Genomic DNA, 24,239 nt, shown 5'->3' with positions numbered 1-24,239 from the left:
CTACGTGTCTTCCCTATACTTTCGCATGGTGGCCAGGCTGTGGGCCTGGTGGTAGCGCAGGGCGTCTGGCGGATAGCGGTGCTGCCGGCCGTACACGCACTGGTAGCGGGCGTGACATGCGTCCGCACAGTCCTGGCTGGCCGTCAGCCGATATTGAACGCAGCCCTGAATATCCCAGCCGCGCCCGGCGCTGACCGCACCCGCCGGGCAGGCCTGGATGCAGGGCTTTTCGGCGCAGTCAGGGCAGGGATCAAAGCCCGCTGCCGGGGGCGGGAGGTGGAGGTCTCGGTCAAGCAGCACCGCAGCGCGCAGAGCCAGCCACGGACCGTAGACCGGGTGAAGCATGATGCCCAGCCGGCTTGGCCCGGCCAGACCTGCGGCCTGAGCCAGGTGCATGAACGAGACCGGCTCGGTCCAAAAACGAAACGGATAGGCATACCGGTACCGCGCACCCGAGGATGCCAGAATCGGCGTCAGGCTGCGTTCGACGACTTCGACCGTGTAGTCATCCAGCGGGTGCGGGTCGTCCGCATGACGGGTCGCATAGGGGCGGAAGCCGGTCCAGAAAGCGCCCCCTCCGTTGCCGATGACGATAACGCTTCGGGTCTGCGCCAGGAGCGGCTCCAGGCCGTAGGTGGCGGGCACGAGCGCCTCGTAGGCCGCCCGGCTCGTCGTGCCGATCAGGTTCAGTCCGTAGGCGGCCAGCGCGTCCGTGAGTCGAGTCAACAGATCCATCTTCAGTTTGCTCAGCCCGTGTTCAGAGCCCGTCCAGGTGTAGCACAGCCGTCCGCCGGCTGGCCAGCCTGTTTTTCTTGACAGCTCTGATGGGCGCTGCCTATGATGCCGGCCAAAGGAGGGACGGCTATGGCAGCCAACCGTGATCTGAGCGAAGCACAAGTCAACGAGTTTTTCACCAGCCTCAGCAACTGGGGCAAATGGGGTCAGGGCGACCAGCTGGGGGCGCTCAACTATATTACGCCGCAAAAGCGGGCCCAGGCCGCGGCCCTCATCCAGGACGGGCAGGCCGTGTCCATGTCGCTGCCCCTGGCGACCGAACCTGGTCCTGATAATCCGACCCCGGTGATGCACCTCATGATGCAGACCGGGTCCAAAGAAGAGAGTAGTGCCGCGCCGATTCCGTACAGCGCCGACTACTTTGCGATTGCCCCCCACGGCCTGGCCAACACCCACCTCGACGCGCTGTGCCACGTCTTCCACAAGGGCCAGATGTATAACGGCTATCCGTCAGAGGATGTCGGGGCCAAGGGCGCCCAGAACGGCGCTATCGACGCGCTCAAAGACGGGATCGTGTCTCGGGGCGTGCTGATCGACATTCCCCGCTTGAAGGGCAAGGAGTGGCTCGAACCCGGAGAGGAAATCACCCCGGCCGATCTTGACCAGGCCGAACAGGCCGGCGGCTTTCGGGTCGAGAGCGGGGACGTGCTGTTTGTCCGCACCGGACGCCACGCGCGGCTGAAAGCCACCGGGCCGTGGGACTCGTTCAACGACGGCATGGCTGGGCTTGGGGCGGCCTGTTTGCCGTGGCTGCACGCCCGCGAAGTGGCCGCCATGGCCGGCGACGGCGCCAGCGATGTGCTGCCCAGCGGCTATGAAAAGCTGCTGCTGCCCATCCATGCCGTCACGATTGTAGCCATGGGCCTGCACCTGATAGACAACTGCGACCTTGAGGCTGTCGCCCTGGCCTGCGCCCAGCGCTCGCGCTGGACGTTTCTGTCGGTCATTGCTCCGCTGGTGCTGGTCAAGGGAACCGCTTCGCCGGTGAATCCGCTGGCCGTATTTTAAGACCCCCGTCCCCGGCGTCTACAACGGGCCATGCGAGCCATTCGTTTTCATCAGTTCGGCGGGCCCGAGGTGTTGCGCTACGAGGAGGTGGCTGAGCCGGCCGTTGGAGACGAGCAGGTTCTGATCAAGGTGGCTGCGGCCGGAGTGAACTATTCTGACCTCGGTCGGCGCCAGGGGCGCTATCCGTCAGCCTTCCCACTGCCGCTGACGCCCGGTCTGGAGGTGGCCGGCCAAGTCGTTCAGGTCGGCGCTGAGGTCAGCACGCTGCGGGTCGGCGAGCGGGTCATGGCCTGGGTCGGCGGTGGCGGTTATGCCGAGTATGCCACCGCAGCGCCAGACGCGGTCTACCCTGTACCCGATTCCCTGAGTGTTGAGGCTGCGGCCGGCATGCCGGTCGTCTTTGCGACCGCCTATCACATTCTGAAAACCAGCGCGCGTGTCCAGCCCCAGGATTTTGTCCTGGTCCAGGCTGCGGCCAGCGGGGTCGGCACGGTCGCCGTCCAACTGGCCAAGCTGTGGGGCGCCCGTGTGTTTGCCACGGCGTCGAGCGAGCAAAAACTGCAACGCTTACGTCAGCTGGGCGTCGAGGAAGTCATCAACTACACCGAGCACGACTTTGTGTCCGAGGTGCTGCGCATGACCGACCGACGCGGGGTCGATGTCGTGCTGGAGTGTGTCGGCGGCGACGTGTTGACACGGAGTTTGGACTGTCTGGTGCCGATGGGCCGGCTGGTCGTGTATGGTCGGGCCAGCGGCTCCCTGCCTCTGCTCGATGCTGCGCAGATTCTGACCCGTAATCTGACGGTCAGCGGGCTGCATCTGGGCCTGCCGCCGTGGCACGCCGCCCTCCACCGCCAGCCGATGCAGGAGTTGCTGGCCATGGTCCACGCCGGCACCCTCAGGCCGGTCCTTGACCGGACGTTTCCGCTCGCCCGGGCGGCCGATGCCCATCGGTATCTGGCCGCCCGGCGTACAATGGGGAAAGTTGTTTTGATTCCCTAGCCGCGCCCGGCCGCCTTCGCCCTGTCTCGCCCGGCGGATGCCTATGCCTAGTGGGACGACGCGACGGCCTTGGCCGGCTGGGCCTGGGCTGTAGGCCGAGCCGGGTCGGGTCGGTCCTGGGCTGGACCGTCGAGCTGAATGAGCGGCGTGAGACGACGCGGTGCGGTCGCTGTCCCAGTCTTGGGGGCTGATTCGTCCCTGCCTTTGTACAGCCGCCACCAGGCAAACGAGCTGTTTTTGACCGGGCTCGGATTGAGGCCGAAAAGCTGGGCGATTTCCTGCCACACCCGGGTATGCAGATGACGGAAGAAGTCGCTGCTCTCGAAGTCTTTCTCAAGAACGGCCGAACTGGAATCGGCCATCAGACGCTGCGCCCAGCTGTCGAACGGAAGCGGGGGCAGAAAGGAAAAGGCCCTGAGCTTGGTGGCCATGTCCATCATCCCGGCATGAACTTTATTGGCCAGGAAATAGCTGCGCGAGCGGTGTTGGAGGCGTTTGTTCAGCTCGGTCACTTCGGTGAACATGCGCAGCGAGGTGGACCAGCTGATCTCGTCCTCTTCCATGAGGATGATGTTCATATCGCTGAGCGTTGCGGCGGCCAGGCTGAGGCTGCCCAGGCCGGCCTGGGTATCGAAGATCAGATAGGTGGCGTCCAGCGATTTGTCGGCAAAACGCCGCAGATGGGCGACCTTTTCGAGCGCCAGGTCGAGCTCGATCCGCGTCGACTGCTGCCAGTCCGGGCGCTCACTTTCCACGGAAGCGGGCAGCACGAAAAGACGATCCAGGCGCTGGTACAGCGCGGCCGCGGAGTGCTCCTGGCTCTCACTCTTGGGCGTCAGCGCGGCTTGCAGGGTCTCGAACAGCGCGGTCTGGGTGTTGTCATCACCGGTCAGGTAGTCGAAGAGTGAAAAGGGAACTTGATCAAGTTCGATTTTATTGCGAAACGCCATGAGGGTCAGCCCGCTGACCGATAGGTCTAAATCAGCCAGCAAGACCTTACAGTTTTCTTCGCGTTGAATGATCCGGGCCAGACTAGACGCCAGCAAGGTTTTCCCTACACCGCCTTTTCCACTGCACAGCGAAATCGTCCTCAGCATCGTATCCTCCGATCTCGACCTTCCGTCGTTCCCAACCTACGCTGTCTCCTAGCGTTTTCTTAATCTCTCAGCCGCACAGAAACAAGGGGGTGACGGACCGGCGGCGCGCCGAACCGCCTCTCGACGCACCATTTGTGCCGAATGGGGATCGCCTCAGACCCCGGTGTTTGATATCGGCCGGGGAGGATGGCGTGGGGAGGGACGGGGAAACGAGGGGCAGGTCGAGGAGTCGAGCATGGATGAGCTGCGCTACTGGACTGCGTGCGCGTTGCTGATTGGCCTCCCGCCGGGGCTGTTGTTCTGGCTGTGCATCCACCCCTTTGCCGGATTTTGGCGCAGGCGGGGGCCGGGCTGGACCTACGGTCTGGTGGGGGCTGGGCTGAGCCTGCTGGGTGGGGGCCTGTTTGCAGTCCGCAGCGCGCTGCTGGCCACCGAGTACGGGACGAATGCGGTGTGTCTGGGGCTGGCCGGGCTGAGTCTGGGCGGGGCCGGCGCGCTCACTCACCAGCACCGGAAACACCTGACCCTGCGTATTCTGGTCGGGCTGCCCGAAGTCAGTCCCCAGCGCCATCCACCCCGCCTGTTGCAGGAGGGGGTGTATGCCCGCATCCGACACCCGCGCTATGTGGAAGTGTTCCTGTCGGTGCTGGGCTTTGCCCTGGTGGCCAATTATCTGCTTATCTACGTCTGGGCGGCGCTGAGCCTGCCGCTGCTGTACGTGATCGTCGTGTTTGAAGAGCGGGAGCTGCACCAGCGTTTTGGTCCGGCCTATGCTGAATACTGCCGGCGGGTGCCGCGGTTCGTGCCGCGTCGCCGGGCTGAGCGGGCAGGGGGCTGAGCCGTCCGCAGTGTGAGAGGAAAGGGAAACCTGCCATGCGGAGAGTCTTTATTCTGGCCGTGCTTGGACTTGTGGTCGTGTCTATTCCGGCCGCGCTGTTCGCCCCAGCGCTGCTGTGGTCCTGGCTGGTGCTCGGTCCGCTGGTCGGAGTAGGGCTGTGCGACTATGTCCAGACCTCGCACGCGGTGCTGCGCAACTTTCCCCTGATCGGGCATGGGCGCTACCTGCTGGAACTGATCCGGCCCGAGATCTACCAGTACTTTATTGAGGACGAGACCGAAGGCGTGCCCTTTGGCCGCGACCAGCGCAGCCTGGTCTACCAGCGCGCCAAACAGGTCCGGGATACGGTGCCGTTCGGCACCAAGGAAGATGTGTATGGGGTGGGTTATGAGTGGGTCAACCACTCCCTGGCCCCGCTCCAGTTTGAAGCCAGCGACCTGCGGATTGCCATAGGCGGGCCAGACTGCACCCAGCCCTATTCGTCCAGCATTCTGAATATCTCGGCCATGAGCTACGGCTCGCTCAGCAAAACCGCCGTCCTGGCCCTGAATCACGGCGCAAAAATGGGCAACTTCGCCCACAACACGGGCGAGGGCGGATTGAGCCCCTACCACCTTGAGGGTGGAGGCGACCTGATCTGGCAGATTGGCACCGGCTATTTTGGCTGCCGGACGCCGGACGGCGCGTTTTCGGCCGAGCGCTTTGCCGACAACGCCGCTCGGCCGCAGGTCAGGATGATTGAACTCAAGCTGTCCCAGGGCGCCAAGCCGGGTCACGGCGGCATCCTGCCGGCGGCCAAGCTGACCCGGGAGATTGCCGCCATCCGGGGCGTGCCGTTAGGCCGGGATGTGGTGTCCCCGCCCGGCCACTCGGCGTTTTCGAGCCCGGTCGGGCTGCTTGAGTTCATCGCCCGCCTGCGCCAGCTGAGCGGCGGCAAACCCGTCGGTTTCAAGCTGTGTGTGGGCAAACGGCGCGAGTTTCTGGCGATCTGCAAGGCCATGGTCCAAACCGGGATCAGCCCCGACTTCATTACGGTTGACGGGGGTGAGGGCGGGACCGGGGCGGCCCCGCCCGAATTCTCCGACCATATTGGCGTGCCGCTCGTCGAGGGCCTGATCTTTGTCCACAACGCCTTGGTCGGCTATGGGCTGCGGGATACCATCCGGGTGTGCGCCAGCGGCAAAATCACCTCCGGTTTCGACATGGTCAAACGGCTGGCGCTGGGAGCCGACCTGTGCGCTTCGGCACGCGGCATGATGATGGCCCTGGGCTGCATCCAGGCTCTGCGCTGCAATTCAAACCGCTGTCCGGTCGGCGTCACCACCCAGGATCCGCAACTGGTGGCCGGTCTGGTGCCGGCCGACAAAAGTGCGCGGGTCATGGGCTTTCACACCGAGACCATCGAAAGCGTGAGCGAGATCATGGGCGCGATGGGCATCGCCCATCCGGACGATCTGCGGCCGTGGCACATCCTGCGTCGCACCTCGCCGACCGAAATCCACCACTATGGCGAGATCTACGAATTCCTGCGGAATGGGGATTTGCTTAGCGGCCCGCTGCCACTCAGCTACAAACGGGCGTGTGAAGCCGCCCGGGCCGACACCTTTGCCTCCGGCGCCGACGGCCAAGATTCTGGCTGAAGCGCCTGCTTGTTCCAGTCGGTCGAATCGGTATAGGCTGACACACCGCCCGCTCGGGCGAGACGGTTGGAAAAGGAGGCGCATCGCATGATTGATTTACACTATTGGCCCACGCCGAACGGCAAAAAGGTGACCATTCTGCTCGAAGAGTGCGGCATGGCCTACAACATGATTCCGTGCAATATCGGCCGGGGCGATCAGTTCACCGACGAGTTTCTGAAGATCTGTCCCAACAATCGGATGCCGGCCCTGGTTGACCATGACCCCATCGGCGGGGGCGAGCCGATCAGCATTTTTGAATCCGGGGCGATGATGATGTACATCGCCGAGAAGGCCGGCAGGTTCTATCCCCAAGACGTGCGGGGGCGCTACGACGTCAACCAGTGGCTGATGTGGCAGATGGCCAATCAGGGCCCCAAAAGCGGCGAGTGTGGGCATTTCCGGCGCCTGGGCGATGAGCAGGGCGACCAGACCTATGCGGTCCGACGCTTCACCGACGAGGTCAACCGGCTGTTTGGCGTGTTGAACAATCAACTCTATCGGCAGCGCTACCTGGTCGGCGATGAGTACACGATCGCCGATATGATCTGTTATCCGTGGACGGTCAACTGGGAAGCCCAGGGCCAGGACATCAACGAGTTCAAATACTTCACGCGCTGGTTTGAGGAACTCTCGGAACGCGACGGGGTGAAAAAAGGCATGGCCGTCGGCAGCGAGCTGTCGATGGACTTCTCCAAGCTGTCGCAGGAAGAGAAAGACCGCCTGCGCAAGATGCTCTACAACCAGCGGGCGCGCCCGGTTCCGGAATAGGCAAGACGCCGCTTTCATGGCCGGCTATTTTGCACCCACACGGCAAAATAGCCGCTGCCTTAGTTTTGCCCTTTGCCCTTTGACTTTTGACTTCCTGCCGACCGCCGTCCGAGCCGAATCGCCTCGGCCAGGTCTACCGCACCGGTATACAGCGCGCGGCCGATGATCAGGCCGCGGATACCGTCGGCTTCACCCGCCAGCAGCAGTTCGACGTCCCGCAGGCTGGCCACGCCGCCGGAGGCAATGACCGGAATCTCAAGCGCCCGGGCCAGGGTCCGGGTGGCTTCGATATTCACCCCCTGTCCGGTGCCGTCCCGGGCGATATCGGTATACACAATCTCGCCAACGCCCCTGGCTTGGCACTGTTTGGCAAGCGCAGTCGCGGCGAGTTCGGTGGCCTGGGTCCAGCCCTGGACGGCGACTTTGCCGTCCCGGGCATCAATGCCGACCGTAATCCGGCCCGGAAAGCGTTCGCACGCCTCGGCCACGACCTCCGGCTGCCGATACGCCACCGTGCCCAGGATGGCCCGCTGTACGCCGAGCGAAAACACCCGCTCAATCGCTGCCAGGCTGCGCAGCCCGCCGCCGAGCTGGACCGGAATGTCCAACGCCCGGCAGATGCGGGCTACGGCGTCCGTATTCACCCCGGCGCCCGACACTGCGGCGTCGAGATCGACCACATGGAGCCGTTCGGCGCCGGCGGCCTGCCAGCGCCGCGCCACGCCGACCGGATCGTCGGAATACACGGTGGCCTGAGCCATGTTGCCCTGGTACAGGCGCACGCACTGGCCGGCCTTGAGATCAATGGCTGGGATGATGTCCATGGGAGTGGGCAGCCCGGGAGTGATCCGTGACAACCTTACCGAAGTTGGCCAGGATTTGCAGGCCGATGGCCTGGCTCTTTTCGGGGTGAAACTGGGTCGCAAAGATATTGTCCGCCCACACGCTCGACGCAAACGGGATGCCGTACTCGGTCGTGGTCGCCACAATGCCCGGGTCGGCCGGCAACGGATAGTAGGAGTGGACAAAATACACCGCCGCACCCTCGGGCACGTCGGCCAGATGCGGGGCCGCCCGCTCGATGTGGAGCTGGTTCCAGCCCATGTGGGGAATCTTGTGGGGACCCTCCTCGCCGGTCAGCAGGGCTGGATCGAAGCGCTCGACCGTGCCCTTGAGGATGTCCAGACCCCGCACCCGGCCAAACTCGACGCTTTCCGAAAACAGGATCTGCATGCCGACACAGATCCCCAGCAGCGGGGTGCCGCTGTCGGCCACCCGATGGACGGTGTCGATGAGCTTGCACTCGGCCAGCCCGTTCATGCACGCGCCAAACGCGCCCACCCCGGGCAGGATCACCCCGGCGGCAGCCTCAATGCGCTGCGCCTCACGGGTGATTTCGGCCGCATAGCCCATCTTCTCGCAGCCTTTTTGGACGCTGCGCAGATTGCCCATACCGTAGTCAATGATCGCGATCATGCCAGCGGCATTATTTCCTCGGCCCGGCGAAGAATCAAGCCGTAGTTGATCGGATCGAAGCATAAGCTCTGTCTTGTTGACGATGATACTGAATGCGGTATCATCGAGTCGGTGCCTGGAGGGGAAAAACTTTTCGATTCCATGAAAGCCAATCCGAAGGCGGACTGGACACCCGACAACGTCAAAACGGTGGCGCGGACCTATGGTCTGACCGTGCGGCAGCGAGGCACTAGCCATGCGGTACTCACGAATGCTTCAGGGCAACATTTGACGATTCCCATGCACAAGCCCATTAAGCCCATTTATATCAAACGCCTGATAGCACTGATCGAGGCAGGACAATGAAATTTGAGGACTATGCAATCAGCATTGACCCCATCCCCGAAGATGAAGGTGGAGGCTATCTGGTCACTATGCCCGACTTGCCCGGCTGTATGGCGGATGGCGAGACCGTAGACGCCGCTATCGCGGAAGCTCGCGACGCTTTCGAGGCGTGGGCCATGGCCGAACGCGAAGACAAAGGTGAACTGCCCGCACCAAAAACCTACAGCGGGCAGTTCGTGCAGCGCATTCCCAAGACCCTGCACATGCGGCTCGCTAAGCGAGCGGCGAGCGAGGGGGTCAGCTTGAATCAACTGGCCGCAACGTTTCTTGCCCAAGGGCTCGCCAGCCGATGAAGCGCTGGTTGACGTCCGCCGTCGAGACCGTCGTCACAAGCATCAAGCCGCCGCCGGCTCTCGGCAAGCTTGGGCGGCCTTGATCCCGTCCCGAACAAGGGCGTATAAAGCCAGCAGAATGGATGGAGGAGGGACAAGCCATGGCCCAGTCCATTAAGGATCAGGTTGCCGTTATTGGAGCTGGCTGCATCAAATTCGGAGATAATGTCGATCAGGGCTACGAAGACATGGCGGTCGAGGCCGCGTTTGCCGCCTTTAACGACGCCAAGATCGGTCCCGAAGAGATTGACGCGGCTTGGCTCGGCACCTACTCGCCGGCCCAGGGCCACGGCAAGGCTGCGGTCTCCCTGGGCGATGCGCTGCGCTTGTACAACAAGCCGATCTCGCGGGTCGAAAACTTTTGCGCGACCGGAACCGACGCCTTCCGCCATGCGGTCATGGCGGTTGCGGCCGGGCTGTACGACATGGCTCTGGTGCTGGGGGTGGAGAAGTATAAAGACCGTCCGGGGCGCGGCTTGGCCCGCGAGGGCGTGCACCCCTACCACAACGACGGCTCGACCGCGCCCGGCTTATTTGCCCTGGCCGCCACCCGTTACATGCATACCTATGGGCTGAGCCGCGAGAGCCTGGCCAAGGTGTCGGTCAAAAACCACTACAACGGCTCCCTGAACCCCAAGGCTCACCTGCAAAAGAAGGTCTCCACCGAAGAGGTCTTGACCGCACCTATCGTCGCCTATCCGTTTGGGCTGTACGACTGCTGTCCGACGACCGACGGGGCGGCTGCGGTGGTGGTGTGCCGCTCGGATCTGGCCAAGGAATACCGCGACGACTACATACTGGTCAAAGGCGTTGGTCTGTCGGTCACCAGCGGCCGGCCCTTCATGGACCCGACCTACGATTACCTCGGCTTTCAGGCCACCCAGCACGCCTCGGCCCAGGCCTACGCCATGGCCGGCATCACCGACCCGCTCGCGGAGATTGACGTGGCCGAGGTCCACGACTGTTTTACCTGGACCGAAATCGCCAACTATGAAGACCTGGGCTTTGCTCCCAAAGGTCAGGGCGCGGGCCTGATCGAAGAGGGCCGGACCGCCCTGGACGGCGACATGCCGGTGAACCCGAGCGGTGGTCTCAAGTCGTTCGGCCACCCCATTGGGGCCAGCGGGGTGCGCATGGTGTATGAGATCGTGACCCAGCTGCGCGGCCAAGCCGGCCTGCGTCAGGTAGCCGATCCCCGGCTGGGCCTGGTCCACAACGTCGGCGGGCCGGGCGCGGTGTCGTGCGTTGCGGTCCTCGGCCAGCCCTGAGATACAGACGACCCCTCGGCCTGGACCTCTTCTTCCCGGCCATCTTGTGGAGGCGAATATGAAGAACATTGTTGACGAAATCTGTGAGCGCGCCCTGGATATCGCCCCGCAGGTGCCGTGGCTGGTCGAGCCCCTGACGCCGGGCCGTGGGCAGGCCTTCATTCTCCAGCATATCCTGCGCAACCGGCTGTTCAGTGCGGTCATTCGGCCGTCCTGGATCAGTCGCTGCCCGGACCTGGCGGTTGTCCGCAAAACCATCGGCCAGATGCGTGAGGAGTTGGTGTATGACGACGAAATCGCCCAGCCCCACACCACGCTGCTGTGGCAGATGGGCCGCAACGTCGGTCTCAGCAACGAGCAGATGGATACCACCCGTCCTGTTCCGCTGGTCAACGTGGCCCTGAATGTGTGGGAACATATCGCCCGCACCCGGCACTGGGTGGCCGGCTGGCTGGCCACCTCGGTCGATGAGTTCCTGCTGACCGCCATGCCGGGGTCGCATAATTTTCGGGCCGCAGCCTGGCAACAGACCTACGATCTGAACGACGAGCAGGTCTTCTTCTTCACCTACCACACCAAGGCCGACGACGACCACGCCGGACGGAAAGTCTGGGAGCCAATTACCCGCCATGTGACCACCGATGCCGAGCGTGAGGAAGTGCTCGACGGTATGGAGTTGGCGCTGACCGGCTGCACGCTGTTTGAGTTGGGCGATGAGATTGATCGGCAGGCGGCAAGGCAAGGCTGAAGGCTGACCGGCGGAAAGAGTGCCCTGCCGATCAATCCCCAGCTCAAACGCCTGGTTGACCTGGCCCCGCCCTACTGGGCGGGCGAGGCTGAGGTGGTGTGGGCGTATTTTCAGAGCCCGACCCGGACGACCGAGACCGATCTGGTGTGGCTGCGCCGCCAGTGTTTCAAGGAGATCTGGGGCTCCGGGGTGGGGGATAAGAAAAAAGGGCTGTTTCAAGGGCCGGTCGCCTATTTGAGCGAGGTGTTTGACAAGATTGACCGGGAGGTTGATCGCCACGCCGTGCTTGATGTGATCGACGATCTGCGGACCGAATTTGCCCATTACTGCCTGTTTGCCGATATCCATGACTGGCTGAGCGGCGAGAAGCTCAACCCGCACATGCTGCGCGGCTGGCGGGCTGACGACGAGCTGGCCCGCCTGCGCTACGAGTACCGCGAGCGGCGGGGCCGGCTGGGCTATTTTGCCGTGCGCTTCACCGAGGGCGGCTACTGTAGCATGTACGCGGCCGGTATGCGGCTGGCCGGCTCGGGCCAGCTCAACGACCGCATCGCTCAGGCCTGCGAGCAGGTCTACACCGACGAGATTGGACACATGCGGGCCGGCTATGTCGGTCTGGCCGAGCAGCGGCTGTCTGCGGCCGAATGGCAGGAGATCGCCGACATGATCCGCACGATCCTGATCCAGCGGCTGCATATGCGCAACGAACAGTTCAGCTATCCGCTGTCGGCCGAGCGTATCCGGGCCATCCAGGCGGGTGATATCGAGCCGCTGGCGTTTGATTACAGCGGGCTGGATTGATGAGAGAGCCGCTACAAGCCTGGATCTGGATCATCGTTGGCGTCCTGCTCTTCTTCAGCGTGCCGTATTTTTTTGCTGGCACCTACGAACCGCTCGTCTTCGGTCTGCCCTTGTGGTTCCTCGTGTGTTTGGCCGCCTGTGGGCTGCTGGTGGCTTTCACCGGCTATGTGATCCTGCGTCGCTGGCGCCTGGCCGATGCCGTCCTTGAGGGCGAGGACGACGCATGAGCAACGGCCAGGGGCTGGGTTTTGAGGCGCTGATCATCCTCAGCCTGTACCTGTTGAGCCATATTCTGATTGGCTATTTCGCCTTTCGGTCGGGCGGGACGTGGGTTGCCAAAGACTACTTCCTGGGCGGCAAGACCACCGGAGCGGTGGTGCTGTTTTTTGCCATGCTGGCCACCAAGTTCAGCGGTAACACGTTTTTTGGTCTGCCCGGCCGGTCGTATCGGATCGGGCTGATGGCCGTGTCGCTGATCCCGTTTACCCTGGCCATCAGCCTGGCTTTCCTCACCTATGCCCCCCGCCTGTACGTCTTATCGAAAAAGTACGACTATTTGACGCCGGCCGATTATTACGCCGACCGCTTCCAGAGCCACACCCTGCGGCTGTGCGTGTCGGTGTCTTTCATCCTGGCGGTCATTCCCTACCTGCTGATTCAGACCGCAGCCATGGGCCACGCCTTTGTCGGTTTCAGCGGCGGTCAGTACGCGTTCAGCACCGGGGTGGTGTATATCGGGACGGTCATGCTGGCCTACGTCCTGCTGAGCGGCTGGCGGGGCGTGGTGTGGGCCGAGGTCTTGCAGGGCTCGCTGTTGTTGGGCGCCATCGTGGCTGCGGCGGTCTTCGTGGTGTCACACCAGGGCGGGCTGGCTGCGGTTGTGGACCGGGCGCTGGCCGTAGCGCCGGAAAAAGTGGCCGTGCCGTCCTCGCTGACCGAACTGACCCGGTCGTATTTCCTGGCCATCCTGGCCTTTGGGCTGGGCGGGGCGATGTATCCCCAGATTGTCCAGAGCGTGTATGCGGCCAGGAGCGAGCGAGCCCTGCGGCGCGGGCTGGCACTGATGCTGCCCAACTATTTTCTGATTCTGTTGTGTGTGGTGCTGATCGGCATGGTCGGGATCGTGCAACTCGACCCGCTCGGCACGATTGAGGCTGACCAGGTCCTGGCCCAGCTCATGGGCCAGCACGCCGGCCACGCCTATTGGCTGACGATTTTCGTTTTTCTAGGCGCGGCCGCCGCCGTCATGTCTACCGCCGCCGGTGTGCTGCTGAGCCTGTCGTCCATGCTGACCCACGACATCTACCGTCACTACCTGCGACCCCAGGCCAGCGAGAACGAGATTGGTGCCATCGGGCGGGTGTGTACCGTTCTGATCCTGGTCAGCGTTACCGCTCTGTCCCTGCAACCGCTGACCACCCTGTGGCAGCTGACCATCATCAAGTTCGAGTTCCTGATGCAGCTCTACCTGCCGCTGATCCTGGGCCTGTACTGGCCGCGCTTCTCCAGCCGCGCGGCCTTGGCCGGGCTGCTGGCCGGTATCCTGACCGTGGCCGGGCTGATGCTCGGTGGCGTTGGCTATATCTGGGTGTGCGATCCGGGGCTGTGCGGGTTTGTGGTCAACGCTGCGGTGGCGGTGGGTCTGACGCTCCTCAGGCCGGCGGAGACCGCCGAACAGCGCCACACCCAGCAGCGCTTTTTCGCCCTGTTCAGCGCGAACCCGGGCAAATCCTAAGGGATTCTTCCGCTGTCAGCCGTTCGGTATTCCTCATTTCCCCGTTCCCGCGCCAGGCCACACCACCCGATTCTCTTCGGTCAGCAGATGCACCAGATGGTCTGGATCGACAAACTTGGGCCCGTCGGCCTGAGCGCCGTCTTTGTAGGCTGAGGAGTTCAGGGCGTACTGCAGGTCGGCCATGGTCTCAAACCAGATCTGGGCCACCCCATCGTAGGCCGGCTCGTCTTTGTCGTAGGCGGACGGGACGACATGGCACTGGACGTAGCGCCGCATGCCGGGCAGGTCCAAGGCCAGCGGTCCGTGCACCTCGCGCCAGTAGTCCGAGAATTCCTCGGGGCTCATGCCGGGTTTGCGCTTGATGAAGGAGACGCGTTTGACGAGGTCGTCGTCCTGGCCGATTGGCTCTCCGGCCAGCATGACGTGGTCGTGGGTGCGGAGACGGGTGACCTGCTTGAGGTTGACAAAGTTGGGTTCGTCCACATACGCGCCGTTGCGATACTCCGGGCTATCGAAGGCTGCCTTGGCCGCTGCGGCGTCGTCCAGCCAGATTTCGACAATGCCGTCGTGGGGCGGGTTTTTGCTGACAATCGGCGGGGTGTGGTTTTGCACGTAGCGGCGAATGCCGGGAATGGTGCCGGCCAGGGGGGCGTGGACGTTCCGCCAGTGGTCTGAGAAGGCCTGACGGCTCAGACCGTCTTTGCGCGTGATCAGAAAATGCAGGTGCAGCATAGGTTCTTTCCTTCTTGCAGATGCAGGTTTCGGCTGTCGGGCAAACTACAGGTGGCGGACCGCAGGCATGACCTCCTCGGCAAAGCGTCGCAGGCTGGTCAAGACCTCCTGGTGGGGCACCAGGCCGCCCGGATTAAACCAGCAGATGAGCTGGTCCATGCGACAGCCGGCGGCAATGTCCCGAATCTTGTCGATGCACCGCGCCGGCGGGCCATACAGCCCCATGCTGGCCTCAATCCGCTCCCAGGTCATGGCTTCGACCCGTTTGACGATGGCCCGCAGATAGTCGTACTGGGCCGAGTCGTCGCGCGCCCCGAGCCGGGCCTGGATACCGATGGCCCGAAAGTAGTTGAGAAAGCTCGGCTCGACGTGGCGCCGGACCTGCTCCAGACTGTCGGCCACAAACACCGGGAAGGCAATCGCCACGTCCTGTTTGCCCGGATCGTGACCCGCCTCGGCAAAGGCGGTCTGATAGCGCCCGATATGTTCGGGTAACTTGTTGTTCCGGTTGATCGGCGAGGCGACAAACACCGGATAGCCCTTTTGGCCGGCAAACACGGCCGTCTCGGGACTGTTGGCCGCAATCCGCAGCGGCGGGTGGGGCTGCTGGACGGGTCTGGGCACGACCCGCGTGTCCGGCACATGAAAATATTTGCCGTCGAAACGGCACACCTCGTGCGTCCAGGCGTGGTGGATCAGCGACAGCGCCTCAACAAAGCGTTCCCGGCCCTGTTCGCGCGGCACGTCAAAGCCCTGAAAATGAATCGCAATCTCCCCCCGACCGACGCCGAGTTCCAGGCGCCCGCGACTCAGCACATCGACCACGGCCGCCTCCTCAACGGTCCGCAGCGGATGCTGGAGCGGCAGCAGGGCGACCGCCGTGCCCAGCCGAATGCGTTCGGTGTGCTGGGCAATGACTGCGGCAAAGACCAGCGGCGCGGGCATGATTGAGAAGTTGGGGTTGAAGTGCAGCTCGGCCAGCCAGGCCGTGTCAAAGCCGAGCTGGTCGGCGTACTGAATCTGCTCCAGGGTTTGCTGGTAGCGGGTCGTCGGGTCTTGCTCGGGCGCACACGGCAGTTGGTAGAACAGACCGAATTTCATACCCGGGGATTCCTTCCTGTTGGGGTCCGGACGGCTGTGGCGGCCAGGGGCTGCACCTCCACCGCCTGCACGTCTTCAATAACCCGAATCACAATCGGCTCGCCACGGTTACGGACCCGCAGTTCGTGGCGGGCAAAGGGGCTGACATCGAGACCGGCATACGCGGCCAGCTGCTCGGAGATGACCAACTGGCACTGATACTCCTTGGTCAGGTCCTGAAGGCGGCTGGCGACATGCACGGTATCGCCGACCGCAGTCAGGTAGGAGGCCACACCCCGGCCCATGCGGCCGACCACGGCCGGCCCGGTATGAATCCCGATCCCCAGCCGGAGCGGCGCGTCGAGTTCCTCGCTCAGGCTCAGGCTGAGCCCGGCCAGCCCGTGGACCATCGCCCCGGCCGCGACCAGTGCCTGACGGCTGGCCGTCTGCGGGTTGGCCTGCACGCCGAACAAGGCCATCACCCCGTCACCGGTAAACTGGTTGGCAATGCCGCCCGCCCGTTCGATGGCATCGCCGACGACCTCGAAATACCGATTGAGCAGAAACACCACGTCGTAGGGCAGCTTATGTTCGGAGATGCGGGTAAAGCCGCGCAGGTCGGCAAACAACACGGCGACCTCTCGCTCCTGGCCGGCCAGATAGCCGGCCTGGGCAAAGCCGTCGCTGGCCTGGGCTCTGGCCGGCAGGAGTGGAACCACGGCCAGGTCGTGGGTCGGCCGTAGCTGGCAGGCCAGCCGGACGTTTGGTGGGGCACCGACCCGTCTCAGCACCCGCTGCTCGGCTTCGCTGCTGGTCGGTAGCAGCTCAAGGCCGCGTACAATCCGCACCCGGCAGGTCGAACACCGACCGCGCCCGCCGCACACCGAGGCGTGCTGGACACCGGCCCGACGGCTGATTTGCAGCACGCTGGCGCCCTGGGGGGCGGTCAGCGTCTGGCCGGTCGGGTAGGTGATCTGAATCGCCCGCTGAGACTGGAGAGCGAGCCGCAGGACGACCCGGATGAGGCACACCCCGAGCACACCGAGCGCATAGCCGCCAACCATCCACAGTCCGGTTTGCTGCAGGATCGCCTCCTGGGCCGGGCTCGGCACATTGACGGTCTGAAACAGCGCCTCGGTCCAGCCCGGCTGCTGGGCCAAACGGGCGACTTCTCGCCCGGCCTGACTGAAACCGAGCAGGGCCAGCACCGGCAGCACCAGGGCCAGACTGTAGAGGACGGCGGCCAGGCGCGGATACCAGGGCTTGAGGCGCAGCCAGAAGTGGAGACCCATGCAGCCGTGCAGCCAGGTCAGGACGAGGTGCACGGACTGAGTCAGGCCCAACCCCGGGCTCAGTTCCCAGTAGAGCAAGACAATAAATGTGTAGGAATCGGTCGTCTGGAACCAGTCGTGGGCCAGCCGGGTGCCAACGATGTGAAAGATCAACAGCGGGGGGATCAGAAAGCCGAAGGCGAACTGAAACCGCTCGCGGGGCGACAGGCGCGAGTGGCGGTAGTAGTAGACCGAAACCAGGGCCAGCGCCACATGCACACTCAGCGAGCCGTATAAGAGCAACGAGCCGACTCGACTGCGCCACACCAGCACAAACCACTCGCGGCCGGCCTCCATCGCCGCCAGGGACACCAAGCCCAGCGCGTGGTTGAGCAGGTGCAGGCTGACATAGCAGAACAGGACGAGCCCCGACCCCAGCCGCAGCCGCTGGAGTACGCTTTGGCGGGTGAGGACAGTGCTCAGCTTAGGAAGCATACAGCTCTTCCATGATCTCTCCGAACGCGGTCCGGCGGCTCAGGCAAGCCCGGGCCGCGCCGTCTCCTGGCAGGCAACACTGGTGCGCCGTCCGGTCTCCAGGCACATGGCGGTCAGCCGACCGCCCCACACACAGGCCGTGTCCAGACCATGAATGCCCGGTGCGCTATAGCCACCCAGACTGGCCCAGTGGCCAAAGACAAGCTCGTGCCCGGCGTGAGCCCGATGTGGAATGGCAAACCACGGCAGGTAGGTCTGCGGTTGGGTGCCCGGCGAGCCTTTATGCTCCAGGCCAAGCGTCCCGTCGGCGCGACAGTAGCGCAGCAGGGTCAGGCAGCTGGCGGTATAACGGCGCCGGGCCTTTGCCGGGCCGGATGGGAGCCAGCGTCGGCAGGTTTTGTGAGTGATATCGGCCAGGTGGGCGACGAAGTCGGGGCCTTGCAGGTCGGCTTCGAGAGCCCGGGCGTGTCGTTGAGCCTCGGCCAGGGTCCACTGCGGCGGCAGACCGGCGTGGATCAGGCTGATGCGCCGGGTATCACAAAGTGAACCATGATGACCACCAATCAAGAGGAGATCATGGTTCACTTTGTCTTGGTACAACAGGGGGCGGTGTCGCAGCCAGTCGAGCAGGGCGTCGCGGTCGGGCGCTTCGAGGATGTCCCGCAGCGTATCCTTGGGGGGCAGTTTGCGCTGGCCGTGGGCAACCGCCAACAGGTGGAGGTCGTGGTTGCCCAGCACGCACACCGCCCGCTCACCGAGGTCGGCGACAAAGCGCAGGACCCCAAGCGATTCAGGTCCCCGGTTGACCAGGTCGCCGGTCAACCACAGGGTATCGTGCCGACGATCAAAACGAATCGCCTCCAGCAGCGCCATCAGGCTGGCAAAGCAGCCCTGGACATCGCCGATCGCATAGGTCGCCATGTTCGCGTTCCCATTCAGTGGGCTTCGGCCGGAATCTGCACCCAGGCTTCAGGAATTGCAGACTCGCTCACTGTGTTGCCTCCTGTGTGGCGACGGATTATGCCCGGTTTCCCGCGCGTTGTGCAAGCGCGTCGGCGTGTCGGGCCTGGCAGATCTCGTGGGTGATGTCAGCGTGACAGGCGGAGGGGAAACCGCTAGGCTGATTCGTAACATCGGCGATGCGGTCTGTTCATTCACAGGGTGGTCTATTCCGGCAAGACAGACGCAGCGGGACACAACAGGGCGACCAAGCCATGGCAACCATCCTTCCGCGAATGCGTGGGGTCATGAGGCTAAGCGTTGCAGCGCTGCAGGCGGCGCTCGTGGTGACGTTGGTTGCCATGGTCACTTCGGCATTCGCACAAACCCCGCCAGCCGCGCCGACCAATCTAAGAGCGGCGCCTGGGGATGGGGAAGTGAGACTGACCTGGGACGATCCGGACGACCCCACCATCACCGGCTACGAGTTCCGGGCGCGGATCACAGACGTGGAGCCCGAGGAGTGGCGGCCGGACTGGACCGCCATCCCGAACAGCGACGCGACCACTACGACCGCGACGGTCTATCAGCTGGGCAACGGCGTGAACTTCACCTTCGGGATCCGGGCGGTGCGTGGGGATGACAAGAGCGTCAAGGGTGCTGGAGTGCATGTAACGGCAACGCCGAGAGCACCAAGGCCGCCGCCGCCGCCCCCGCCGGGCACGGGCAGAAGCGGAAGCAGCCGAGACCGGCACGGCAACACGCCTGCGCGGGCGACCCCGGTTTCGCTCGGTGAGACTGCGCCCTGGACGGCGTCTATCACCGGCCGGATCAATACCACGCGTGATAGCGACTATTTCCGGCTCGGCGTGCCCCACGACGGGGTGCTGGTAGTCGAGACGACCGGTTCGACCGATACCGTGGGCACGGTCTGGCAGGACGGCCAGGAGTTGACCATGGCGGACAGCGGCGGCGCGGGGCGGAACTTTCGGCTAAGCACCAGCGTGGAGGCTGGGACTGTCGTGATAGCCGTGGAGGGCAATGGGAACCGGACCGGGGCGTATACCTCGAGGATCAGCCTGCTGGTCAGCTTTCTGGAGAATCCCGGTCCAGAGTCCTTTCAGAGCGACCTTGGCGTCATCTCGGGCTGGGTATGTGACGCCCAGCAGATTGATATTCTCTTCGATCCTGGGACCGAGGCGGAAGTGCGCTTTCAGGCCGCGTATGGCACCAGCCGGGCAGACACGGCCGACACCTGCGGCGATATGGCCAACGGCTTCGGCCTGTTGTTCAACTGGAATCTGCTGGGCGCCGGCGAGCGTACCGTCGCGCTCCTGGCGGATGGGATCGAATTGGGTCGGGCCACGGTGACCGTGACAGCCCTGGGGCAAGGAGCAGCGGAAGAATTTCTGGAGGGCGTGGCCGGAGAGTGCGTGGTGGAAGACTTCCCGGCTGTTGGGGAAACGGCTCGGCTGGTGTGGCAGCAGGCCAATCAGAACTTTGTGATTGCGGGCGAGAACGCGCCGGTCGGGGAGAACACGGCCGGCGCGGACGCCCTGGAGGGGCATCTGGAGAATCCCGGTCCAGGGGCCTTTCAGAGCGGCCTGGGCGTCATCTCGGGCTGGGTGTGTGAGGCCCAGCGGATTGACATTGTCTTCGATCCTGGGACCGAGGCGGAAGTGAGCTTTCAGGCCGCATATGGCACCGACCGGGCAGACACGGCCGACACCTGCGGCGACACCAACAACGGCTTTGGCCTGTTGTTCAACTGGAATCTGCTGGGCGCCGGAGAACATGCGGTCGTGGCTGTGGCGGATGGGGTCGAACTGGGCCGAGCCGCTGTGATTGTGACCACCGTGGGGGAGGGAGAAGCGGAAGAGTTTCTGGAGGGTGTGGTTGGAGAATGTGTGGTGGAAGACTTCCCGGCTGCCGGGAAGTCGGTCCGGCTGGTGTGGCAGCAGAGGCTGCAAAACTTTATGATCGCTCCGCCGGGGCCGTAACGCGGCATCTGCCGTTCGAGAACCCTTCGCCGTGTCTCACTGCTTCCCCGTGTTCCAGGCTTCTGATAGGCTCCCGGCCATGAACCCGGCGCGGAAGCGAGCGACCTATGCGGACCTGCTCCAGGTCCCCGAGCGCTTCATTGCAGAGATTATTGATGGTGAATTGACGACTGCGCCAAGGCCGTCCTTCCCCCACGCACGCGCCGTTTCCATCATCTCCCGTCAACTCGATCCCTTTGACCAGAGTTCTGGGGGTTCCGACGGTCCTGGGGGCTGGTGGATTCTCTTTGAGCCGGAATTGCACCTTGGCGCAGACATTCTCGTGCCTGATATCGCTGGTGGCTGGAGTCAGCGGGATAGGGGCAGCACGTTTGGGAGAAGGGTTCACGTGCTTCGGGATTCTTCAGAACCTGAACCGAGGAGACTATGGAACTGGTACTTTTGGACAAACAGGACCGGATCGGAACGCTGACGCTCAACCGACCCGAAAAGCTGAACGCCATGAACCCGGCGCTGCTGGACGAATTTTCCGAGGCCATCGCCTCGGTTAGCGCCGATGAGGAGATCAAGGTGCTCATTATCCGGGGCGCCGGGCGGGCGTTTTCGGCCGGCTATGACTTGGCCGGCGGCGGTGGGGCAAAAACCGTTGACGCCGACCGGACCACGCTGCAACACATGATCGAGCGCTGGCTCAGCCTGCGCGAGCTGCCCAAGCCGGTGATCAGCATGGTCCACGGCTACTGCCTGGCCGGGGCGAGCCAGATCTGCGCCTGCTCGGATGTCATTTTCATGGCCGACACCGCCCGGCTCGGCTTTCCGTCGCTGCCCGCCGGGGCGGGTTTTGTGAGTTCGATGTGGAACTGGATGGTCGGCCCGCACCGGACCAAATATATGGCGTTTTTGCCGGGCAGTCAGATCAGCGGCAAAGAGGCCGAGGCCATGGGCTTTGCCACCCGGACGTTTCCGGCCGAGACCCTGGAAGCCGAAACCTATCAATACGCCCGGCGGGTGGCCAAGGTGCCGGCCGAAAAGCTGCGGCTGGAAAAGCTGGCCATCAACCGCGCCATGGACCTGCAAGGCTTTCGGACTGCGGTTCTGGCCGGCGCCGAGTACGACGCCATTTTCCACTTCGGCTCGGGCAACGACGAGATTCGGCGTGTCAGAAAAGAACGTGGGCTGCGCGGCGCCATCCAGTGGTACGAGGAGCAGTAGGAACACCTGTGCCAAACTCATCCCCGGTGAAGCTCACATCCGACCTGACCGCCAACACACAAACAGACTCCACTCTGGCTGACCAACGGGCCGAACGCCCCTCGGTCGCGCCATCGGCCGACTACCTGTGGTTCGTGGCAGGCGTGGGCTCGTGGTTTACCGCCTTCGGCATGCAAGGGGTGTTGTTCTCGTGGCTGGTCGTTGGTGTCTTGCAGGCCAACGCGGACTGGGTCGGCATTGCCCAGAGCGCGCTGATGCTGCCCTCGATCCTGCTGGTCCTGCTCGGCGGGGTGGTGGCCGACCGCAGCGACCGACGGTCGTTGTTGCTGATCCTGCACCTCCTCGCTGCCGGTCTGTCCGGGTGTCTGGTGCTCATTGTGGCCCAGGGCTGGCTGTCGATGAGCCTGCTGATCGGCTACGCCTTATGCATGGGCACGGTGCAGGCGTTTGCCATGCCCGCCCGCGACGCCCTGCTGTCAGAGGTTGCCGGTTCGAACATGCTCCGGGCGGTGGCCGGGATGACGCTGACCCAGTGGCTGTCGCAGGCGCTGGGCGCACTTCTGGCCGGCAGCGCGCGCTGGCTGGGCATCGTCCCCGCCCTGTGCATGTACGGGATCGTCATGCTGGCCGGCGCGCCGACACTGCACAAGCTGCCGCCGCCCTCGCACGACGCGCAGGGGCGAGCCCGGGCCGGTCTGGGCGAGATTGTGGCGGGCCTCTGGGAGGTCTTCGCCTCACCGATTCTGCGTCCCTTGCAGCTGCTGGTGATGACGGTCGGGATCGGCTTTATCGGCCCCTATCTGGTTGTCCTGCCGATTCTGGTCCGCGACTTCTACGGCGGCGACGTGGCTCTGCTCGCGGCCCTGAACATGGCCTTTCCGCTGGGTACGATATTCGGCGCCGGAACCGTCCTGTGGCACGGCGGTCTGCGGCGCAAGGGGCTGGCTCAAGTGCTGGCCTTGCTGGTCGGGGCGGCGTGCGTTGGCAGCCTGTCGTTCGGCCTGCCGTTCTGGGGCGCCTTATTGGCCGTCGGGGTGTGGGGGACGAGCGCGTCCATTTTCATGAGTGCCGGGCGGACGGTGTTCCAGGAGCAGGCGCGGCCCTCCCACCGCGCCCGAGTGCTGTCGGTCTACACGCTGGGCTTCATGGGCACGACCGGGCTGGTCGGGGCGCCCCTGGCCGGCGTGCTGGTCGATTGGCTCGGCCCGCTTGCGACCTGTTTGGTTGCCAGCGGGGCGATGGTTGTCGCCGTCCTGGGGATAGCCGCCTGTACCCGGGTGACCCGGCTGGAGTAAGCCAGATAACGCGACTTGTGAAATACAATTTTTTGGCGAATTTTCGGCTACCACGCCGCTGGTAGTGACCGGGTGGTCGTCCATCTGGGAAATGTGGAAAAAGGTAGGCTCCTATGAAACCGGCTCAAGAGTGGTCTGAAGCTGAGCGATTCGTGTGGGAGAAAACCTGCGCTGGCGAAGAAGCCGATTTCAATATCCGGGAGAACAAGAAGCTCGATCCGAAGTCGTCAACCGGCTGGGATGGCCGACGAATCTCGTCGGGGTTCCTTGAAACGATCCTGTTCGAGAAGCAGTGTCGAGAGAAGGTAACGCGAAAAGGCGTGAGAATCCTCGGCGCCTGTTTTTCTGACGAGATCGACCTGGAAGATGGATACCTGCCTTGGTCGTTGAGGTTACGTTATTCACGTTTTGAGAATAGGCTGAACATGGGTGGACTACAAGCGGAGAGACAGGTTTCGCTTGAGGGCTCGTTCGCGAAGGGACAGCTGAACTTGGCCTCCGCTTTGATCGGAGAGGCTCTCTTCGTCCGTGCTGCTACTTTTGAGGAGGTCATGCTCCGGGGCACGCAGATCAAAGGCCAACTTTCTATGATCGGTGCCAGAGTGAGGGGCAAACTAGACATGGCCTCCGTCTTGATCAGCAAAGATCTGCTGATGGGCAGTGCCACTTTCGAAGAGGTGATGCTCCGGGGCATGAGGGTCGGAGGTCAACTTTCTATGAACAGCGTTACCGTCACAGGCACGCTGGACTTATCCTCCGTCTCAATCGGCGGTGCTCTCTTGATGGCAGAGGGAGCTACCTTCGAGACAGTTGTTCTCCGGGGGGCGCAGATCGGAGGCCAACTTTCTATGATTGGCGCTACCGTGAAGGGCGAGCTGGACTCAGCCTCCGTCTCAATCGGCGGTGCTCTCTTGATGGCGGAGGGAGCTACCTTCGGGAGGGTTATGCTCCGGGGGGCGCAGATCGGAGACCAACTTTCTATGAACAACGCTAGCGTCACAGGCACGCTGGATATGGACTCTGTCTCAATCGGCGATTCTCTCTTGATGTGCGATGCTGTCCTCGGGAAGGTTATTCTCCGAGGAGCACAGATCAAAGGCCAACTTGCCATGAGGTGCGCTACCGTCACGGGCGAACTAGACATGACCTCCGTCTCGATCGGCAATTCTCTCTTGATGGACAGTTCCACTTTTACCGACGTAAACCTAGGGTCTGTCATCAGTTAGGAGACATCCTTGGGGATTCCTCCCCTGCTGAGCTATACTGCTCGCAGGAGCCAGA

Annotated in this window: 24 protein-coding genes; 16 read left to right on the top strand and 8 right to left on the bottom strand. The window is 63.6% G+C overall.

Features of this window, described 5'->3' with window-relative positions; genetic code table 11:
* Positions 1 to 735 carry a hypothetical protein gene (locus J4F42_00120; GenBank protein ID MCE2483886.1) on the bottom strand — a complete coding sequence of 245 codons (735 nt, stop codon included), beginning with the start codon at positions 733 to 735 and terminating at the stop codon, positions 1 to 3.
* Between the two features lie 129 nt (positions 736 to 864).
* Between J4F42_00120 and J4F42_00115 the strand changes: the two genes are divergently transcribed.
* Entirely contained in the window at positions 865 to 1,803 is a 939-nt protein-coding gene (locus J4F42_00115) for a cyclase family protein (protein MCE2483885.1), read from the top strand.
* Between the two features lie 30 nt (positions 1,804 to 1,833).
* The gene (locus J4F42_00110; protein MCE2483884.1) at positions 1,834 to 2,805 is read left to right on the top strand and encodes an NAD(P)H-quinone oxidoreductase; all 972 of its coding nucleotides are present in this window, start codon (positions 1,834 to 1,836) and stop codon (positions 2,803 to 2,805) included.
* 47 nt (positions 2,806 to 2,852) lie between these two features.
* On the opposite strand, the gene J4F42_00105 is transcribed toward J4F42_00110, so the two are convergent.
* The gene (locus tag J4F42_00105) at positions 2,853 to 3,902 is read right to left on the bottom strand and encodes a ParA family protein (protein ID MCE2483883.1); all 1,050 of its coding nucleotides are present in this window, start codon (positions 3,900 to 3,902) and stop codon (positions 2,853 to 2,855) included.
* A gap of 235 nt (positions 3,903 to 4,137) precedes the next feature.
* Here J4F42_00105 and J4F42_00100 point away from each other — a divergent pair, with 235 nt between their 5' ends.
* The 3 genes from J4F42_00100 to J4F42_00090 all read left to right on the top strand — a co-directional run bounded on the left by J4F42_00100 (position 4,138) and on the right by J4F42_00090 (position 7,190).
* Complete coding sequence (locus tag J4F42_00100; protein MCE2483882.1) at positions 4,138 to 4,740, top strand: hypothetical protein; 603 nt, start codon at positions 4,138 to 4,140, stop codon at positions 4,738 to 4,740.
* Between the two features lie 35 nt (positions 4,741 to 4,775).
* Positions 4,776 to 6,380, top strand: coding sequence for an FMN-binding glutamate synthase family protein (locus J4F42_00095; GenBank protein ID MCE2483881.1), 1,605 nt, complete (start codon positions 4,776 to 4,778; stop codon positions 6,378 to 6,380).
* An 87-nt stretch (positions 6,381 to 6,467) separates the two neighbouring features.
* Positions 6,468 to 7,190 carry a glutathione S-transferase N-terminal domain-containing protein gene (locus J4F42_00090; GenBank protein MCE2483880.1) on the top strand — a complete coding sequence of 241 codons (723 nt, stop codon included), beginning with the start codon at positions 6,468 to 6,470 and terminating at the stop codon, positions 7,188 to 7,190.
* A 59-nt stretch (positions 7,191 to 7,249) separates the two neighbouring features.
* Here J4F42_00090 and hisA read toward each other — a convergent pair whose 3' ends face one another.
* Both hisA and hisH read right to left on the bottom strand, forming a co-directional pair.
* A complete protein-coding gene (gene hisA, locus J4F42_00085; GenBank protein ID MCE2483879.1) occupies positions 7,250 to 8,014 on the bottom strand; it encodes a 1-(5-phosphoribosyl)-5-[(5-phosphoribosylamino)methylideneamino]imidazole-4-carboxamide isomerase in 765 nt (254 codons plus the stop codon).
* Positions 7,992 to 8,666, bottom strand: a complete 675-nt coding sequence (hisH, locus tag J4F42_00080) for an imidazole glycerol phosphate synthase subunit HisH (protein ID MCE2483878.1) — start codon at positions 8,664 to 8,666, stop codon at positions 7,992 to 7,994. Before hisH ends, hisA begins: the two co-directional genes overlap by 23 nt.
* A 141-nt stretch (positions 8,667 to 8,807) precedes the next feature.
* Here hisH and J4F42_00075 point away from each other — a divergent pair, with 141 nt between their 5' ends.
* From J4F42_00075 to J4F42_00045, 7 genes are all read left to right on the top strand, one after another.
* A complete protein-coding gene (locus tag J4F42_00075; protein ID MCE2483877.1) occupies positions 8,808 to 9,011 on the top strand; it encodes a hypothetical protein in 204 nt (67 codons plus the stop codon).
* Positions 9,008 to 9,343 carry a toxin-antitoxin system HicB family antitoxin gene (locus tag J4F42_00070; GenBank protein ID MCE2483876.1) on the top strand — a complete coding sequence of 112 codons (336 nt, stop codon included), beginning with the start codon at positions 9,008 to 9,010 and terminating at the stop codon, positions 9,341 to 9,343. The genes J4F42_00075 and J4F42_00070 overlap by 4 nt, the downstream gene beginning before the upstream one ends.
* Before the next feature lie 140 nt (positions 9,344 to 9,483).
* Positions 9,484 to 10,650 carry a hypothetical protein gene (locus J4F42_00065; GenBank protein ID MCE2483875.1) on the top strand — a complete coding sequence of 389 codons (1,167 nt, stop codon included), beginning with the start codon at positions 9,484 to 9,486 and terminating at the stop codon, positions 10,648 to 10,650.
* 58 nt (positions 10,651 to 10,708) lie between these two features.
* On the top strand, positions 10,709 to 11,398 hold the full coding sequence (locus tag J4F42_00060; protein ID MCE2483874.1) for an iron-containing redox enzyme family protein: 690 nt from the start codon (positions 10,709 to 10,711) through the stop codon (positions 11,396 to 11,398).
* Between the two features lie 93 nt (positions 11,399 to 11,491).
* Positions 11,492 to 12,199, top strand: coding sequence for a hypothetical protein (locus tag J4F42_00055; GenBank protein MCE2483873.1), 708 nt, complete (start codon positions 11,492 to 11,494; stop codon positions 12,197 to 12,199).
* On the top strand, positions 12,199 to 12,426 hold the full coding sequence (locus tag J4F42_00050; protein MCE2483872.1) for a hypothetical protein: 228 nt from the start codon (positions 12,199 to 12,201) through the stop codon (positions 12,424 to 12,426). The genes J4F42_00055 and J4F42_00050 overlap by 1 nt, the downstream gene beginning before the upstream one ends.
* Complete coding sequence (locus J4F42_00045; protein ID MCE2483871.1) at positions 12,423 to 13,934, top strand: sodium:solute symporter family protein; 1,512 nt, start codon at positions 12,423 to 12,425, stop codon at positions 13,932 to 13,934. Before J4F42_00050 ends, J4F42_00045 begins: the two co-directional genes overlap by 4 nt.
* 33 nt (positions 13,935 to 13,967) lie before the next feature.
* On the opposite strand, the gene J4F42_00040 is transcribed toward J4F42_00045, so the two are convergent.
* From J4F42_00040 to J4F42_00025, 4 genes are read right to left on the bottom strand one after another with little or no spacing between them, the layout of a single operon-like run.
* The gene (locus J4F42_00040; GenBank protein MCE2483870.1) at positions 13,968 to 14,666 is read right to left on the bottom strand and encodes an EthD family reductase; all 699 of its coding nucleotides are present in this window, start codon (positions 14,664 to 14,666) and stop codon (positions 13,968 to 13,970) included.
* Positions 14,667 to 14,711: 45 nt separating this feature from the next.
* Positions 14,712 to 15,767: an LLM class flavin-dependent oxidoreductase gene (locus J4F42_00035; GenBank protein MCE2483869.1), complete on the bottom strand. Its 1,056-nt coding sequence runs from the start codon at positions 15,765 to 15,767 to the stop codon at positions 14,712 to 14,714.
* A complete protein-coding gene (locus J4F42_00030; GenBank protein MCE2483868.1) occupies positions 15,764 to 17,512 on the bottom strand; it encodes an adenylate/guanylate cyclase domain-containing protein in 1,749 nt (582 codons plus the stop codon). The genes J4F42_00035 and J4F42_00030 overlap by 4 nt, the downstream gene beginning before the upstream one ends.
* A 39-nt stretch (positions 17,513 to 17,551) precedes the next feature.
* A complete protein-coding gene (locus J4F42_00025) occupies positions 17,552 to 18,433 on the bottom strand; it encodes a symmetrical bis(5'-nucleosyl)-tetraphosphatase (GenBank protein ID MCE2483867.1) in 882 nt (293 codons plus the stop codon).
* Between the two features lie 455 nt (positions 18,434 to 18,888).
* Between J4F42_00025 and J4F42_00020 the strand changes: the two genes are divergently transcribed.
* The 4 genes from J4F42_00020 to J4F42_00005 all read left to right on the top strand — a co-directional run bounded on the left by J4F42_00020 (position 18,889) and on the right by J4F42_00005 (position 24,184).
* Complete coding sequence (locus J4F42_00020; protein MCE2483866.1) at positions 18,889 to 20,451, top strand: fibronectin type III domain-containing protein; 1,563 nt, start codon at positions 18,889 to 18,891, stop codon at positions 20,449 to 20,451.
* Positions 20,452 to 20,877: 426 nt separating this feature from the next.
* A complete protein-coding gene (locus tag J4F42_00015; GenBank protein ID MCE2483865.1) occupies positions 20,878 to 21,663 on the top strand; it encodes an enoyl-CoA hydratase/isomerase family protein in 786 nt (261 codons plus the stop codon).
* An 8-nt stretch (positions 21,664 to 21,671) separates the two neighbouring features.
* Positions 21,672 to 22,958: an MFS transporter gene (locus J4F42_00010; GenBank protein ID MCE2483864.1), complete on the top strand. Its 1,287-nt coding sequence runs from the start codon at positions 21,672 to 21,674 to the stop codon at positions 22,956 to 22,958.
* A 113-nt stretch (positions 22,959 to 23,071) separates the two neighbouring features.
* Positions 23,072 to 24,184 carry a hypothetical protein gene (locus J4F42_00005; protein ID MCE2483863.1) on the top strand — a complete coding sequence of 371 codons (1,113 nt, stop codon included), beginning with the start codon at positions 23,072 to 23,074 and terminating at the stop codon, positions 24,182 to 24,184.
* Positions 24,185 to 24,239: the final 55 nt, after the last annotated feature.

The organism is Desulfurellaceae bacterium (assembly GCA_021296095.1).
Taxonomy (GTDB): domain Bacteria; phylum Desulfobacterota; class Binatia; order Bin18; family Bin18; genus JAAXHF01.
The sequence above is the reverse complement of the archived record's forward strand: the minus strand, read 5'-3'. Positions and strand labels throughout refer to the sequence as shown.

Excerpts from the sequence above, each read along its gene's own strand:
- J4F42_00120 (MCE2483886.1), bottom strand. The coding sequence starts at position 735 with ATGGATCTGTTGACTCGACTCACGGACGCGCTGGCCGCCTACGGACTG.
- J4F42_00115 (MCE2483885.1), top strand. The coding sequence starts at position 865 with ATGGCAGCCAACCGTGATCTGAGCGAAGCACAAGTCAACGAGTTTTTC.
- J4F42_00110 (MCE2483884.1), top strand. The coding sequence starts at position 1,834 with ATGCGAGCCATTCGTTTTCATCAGTTCGGCGGGCCCGAGGTGTTGCGC.
- J4F42_00105 (MCE2483883.1), bottom strand. The coding sequence starts at position 3,902 with ATGCTGAGGACGATTTCGCTGTGCAGTGGAAAAGGCGGTGTAGGGAAA.
- J4F42_00100 (MCE2483882.1), top strand. The coding sequence starts at position 4,138 with ATGGATGAGCTGCGCTACTGGACTGCGTGCGCGTTGCTGATTGGCCTC.
- J4F42_00095 (MCE2483881.1), top strand. The coding sequence starts at position 4,776 with ATGCGGAGAGTCTTTATTCTGGCCGTGCTTGGACTTGTGGTCGTGTCT.
- J4F42_00090 (MCE2483880.1), top strand. The coding sequence starts at position 6,468 with ATGATTGATTTACACTATTGGCCCACGCCGAACGGCAAAAAGGTGACC.
- hisA (MCE2483879.1), bottom strand. The coding sequence starts at position 8,014 with ATGGACATCATCCCAGCCATTGATCTCAAGGCCGGCCAGTGCGTGCGC.
- hisH (MCE2483878.1), bottom strand. The coding sequence starts at position 8,666 with ATGATCGCGATCATTGACTACGGTATGGGCAATCTGCGCAGCGTCCAA.
- J4F42_00075 (MCE2483877.1), top strand. The coding sequence starts at position 8,808 with ATGAAAGCCAATCCGAAGGCGGACTGGACACCCGACAACGTCAAAACG.
- J4F42_00070 (MCE2483876.1), top strand. The coding sequence starts at position 9,008 with ATGAAATTTGAGGACTATGCAATCAGCATTGACCCCATCCCCGAAGAT.
- J4F42_00065 (MCE2483875.1), top strand. The coding sequence starts at position 9,484 with ATGGCCCAGTCCATTAAGGATCAGGTTGCCGTTATTGGAGCTGGCTGC.
- J4F42_00060 (MCE2483874.1), top strand. The coding sequence starts at position 10,709 with ATGAAGAACATTGTTGACGAAATCTGTGAGCGCGCCCTGGATATCGCC.
- J4F42_00050 (MCE2483872.1), top strand. The coding sequence starts at position 12,199 with ATGAGAGAGCCGCTACAAGCCTGGATCTGGATCATCGTTGGCGTCCTG.
- J4F42_00045 (MCE2483871.1), top strand. The coding sequence starts at position 12,423 with ATGAGCAACGGCCAGGGGCTGGGTTTTGAGGCGCTGATCATCCTCAGC.
- J4F42_00040 (MCE2483870.1), bottom strand. The coding sequence starts at position 14,666 with ATGCTGCACCTGCATTTTCTGATCACGCGCAAAGACGGTCTGAGCCGT.
- J4F42_00035 (MCE2483869.1), bottom strand. The coding sequence starts at position 15,767 with ATGAAATTCGGTCTGTTCTACCAACTGCCGTGTGCGCCCGAGCAAGAC.
- J4F42_00030 (MCE2483868.1), bottom strand. The coding sequence starts at position 17,512 with ATGCTTCCTAAGCTGAGCACTGTCCTCACCCGCCAAAGCGTACTCCAG.
- J4F42_00025 (MCE2483867.1), bottom strand. The coding sequence starts at position 18,433 with ATGGCGACCTATGCGATCGGCGATGTCCAGGGCTGCTTTGCCAGCCTG.
- J4F42_00015 (MCE2483865.1), top strand. The coding sequence starts at position 20,878 with ATGGAACTGGTACTTTTGGACAAACAGGACCGGATCGGAACGCTGACG.
- J4F42_00005 (MCE2483863.1), top strand. The coding sequence starts at position 23,072 with ATGAAACCGGCTCAAGAGTGGTCTGAAGCTGAGCGATTCGTGTGGGAG.